Consider the following 2286-nt stretch of genomic DNA (forward strand, 5'->3'; position numbering starts at 1 on the left):
ATACGGCAATTAACCATTTTACTTGATCAAAATTTTGGGATACTGCTATATACCCAAACCCCCAAACTACAATCATTATCAATCCAAAATTGGACATGGTCTGAGGGTCAAATTCTGGAATAACCGCATTACTAAAAAATCTTGAGAATAATAATACGCCTGATATGTTCATCAATCCAGCAAGAATAAATCCTTTGGTTAGGTGTTCTTTTTTAATGTTCATTTTGTGTCGAATTAGATCTGATTTTGTAAAATTTTTATTTTGATCTTTTTACTCTTTAATTTTAAAGCATTAAAAATAAGCAATCTATTTTGTAAATGTACTTGATTTGCTTTAATGTAAAAACATTTTTAAAATGCTTGGCCGAGTGATAGCAAACAGATGAAGCCAATCACTCCAAATACAATACTAACTTTTCAGTGAGCCTATTGCCCAAATTCGTTGTAGCTGTTATGCAATGCCTTTTCTATTCGACTTCATAATTACTTATTTCGAGCTTGCTTTTATTGTCAAAATGTGTTTTCCAAATTTCTCTAGTTAACATACCACTCGTTATATTACTCAATATAAAATTACTCCATTCTTCTTGAAATAAATAATCATTATGAGCTTCATCATAATGACAATATTTAGTATTAGTTTCAAAGGGGTCAATGTTATCTCCGTCTTCTTTTGTCGGCTTAATTGAAAATATGTAGACTAAACATTTATGATCGTAATGATTAAAATTATTTTGATAGTTTTGATTTACAAAATTCACTATTGCACCCGGTTTTAATTTAGCAGGATTTATGACTTCTGTTTTCTGCACTTTATCTTTGATCAATGCTGTTAATTTTTCATAACTAATTCTATCATCTTCTGAAATTGAATTCCAATTTACAAATTCAATTGCCAAATCATTTCTATTTGTGTTTGCGATTTTTGGCAATTGGATTAATTTTACACTTAATTCTTGCGTATTAAACACACTTTCTTTAATGTTTAATCTGTATTTCTCGATAAAATCTTTAATTTCTCTAACTTCGGTTGATAATAATTGTTTATTTGCTTCGGCTTGTTTTGCTGTTCTCAATCTTGAAAACTGTAGTGAATAAGCTAAACTTTCATTAATTGCATATTCAGAACCGAATAGTTTTAATAATTCATTCTCATAATTGTATAATAGAGATTGACATTCTCCAAAAATCATCAGCCCAATTTCGTCTTTGGATATTGTTCTATGTTCAATTTTATTTCTAAGTCTTATGAAGAATTCGAGATTAGATTTTACTCCTTCTGTAAGCGCTCCATATTTCTGTATGCAGGTTTTCAATTCCCAAGCTTTTTTTTCTCCATCAATTATTTTAAACCTTCCGTTTGTCTCTTTGTAAAAAAAAGTCTCACCAATTGTATGATTAAAATGTGCTTGTAAAAGCCTTGTCCACGACATAATCATATGAGTGATAAAACTTTCTACTCTGAAAGGAGCTCTTGGTTTATTATAAATTTCTACTGATAATAAAGCACAATCAATTGAACTTTCCAAAAGTGTTTTCGTTTTACCTTTTCTTAATTGCATATGATTCGGTTAGTTGTTTTATTTAAGGTATCGTATATTGTATGACGTTCCGCCGCTTCTCGTCAGTTGCGAACTTCGGAACGAATTATTTTCTATTAAAGATAAAAATTCTTGCGAAACGCAAATATGAATTTACTACAAAATTCGCAATTGCGAGAAACAGCTATTATAACACGTTCTTATTCTAAAACTTTAAATTTGTTTCCCGCTTCTATGTTCAATATTAATTCTGCGCAAATGATATTAAGATTTACAATCGCAAGGTTACTATTGAATTCATAATTCATATTTGACTCGTCTTCGCCTTTTGATAAATCAAAGAGATTAAATTGTTTTTTGTGAATAACATTTTCAGAAACGAAAAAGTATTCTCTAAAACATGTATGGGGTGTACTGACTTCTCCATTTTTAGTTTTATATGTTTTTACAATTCCTGTTTTTATTTCAGAAATATTGTTTTCAAAGAAATCGAACAGATTTGAATCTGCGATTTCTAATGCTCTATAAATTCTACAATCATCAACTTTTTGAATAAATTGTTTTCCATTAACTTTCCAGAAAAAATATAATTCATAATTACCATCACAATTCAGTTTTGGGTCTTTATTTAGTTTTCTTGAGCCAATACAATAACGATTTAGAGCGAAAAAATTATTAACACCATATTTCTGGAATTTTTCAAATTTATTTTTAACAAGTGAATCAACAGATTTTTTTTCCTGAC

Annotated in this window: 2 protein-coding genes and 1 pseudogene; all 3 read right to left on the reverse strand. The window is 28.9% G+C overall.

The window, feature by feature from the left end; translation table 11 throughout:
- A pseudogene (locus ACH2BG_RS00370) lies at positions 1–223 on the reverse strand (hypothetical protein); the annotation flags it as partial.
- A 244-nt stretch (positions 224–467) separates the two neighbouring features.
- The gene (locus ACH2BG_RS00375) at positions 468–1529 is read right to left on the reverse strand and encodes a DUF3644 domain-containing protein (RefSeq protein ID WP_395045760.1); all 1062 of its coding nucleotides are present in this window, start codon (positions 1527–1529) and stop codon (positions 468–470) included.
- Between the two features lie 212 nt (positions 1530–1741).
- On the reverse strand, positions 1742–2286 hold a 545-nt coding region (locus ACH2BG_RS00380; protein ID WP_395045761.1), incomplete at its 5' end, for a hypothetical protein.

The sequence above is a fragment of the Flavobacterium sp. genome, from assembly GCF_043779715.1.
Lineage (GTDB): Bacteria > Bacteroidota > Bacteroidia > Flavobacteriales > Flavobacteriaceae > Flavobacterium.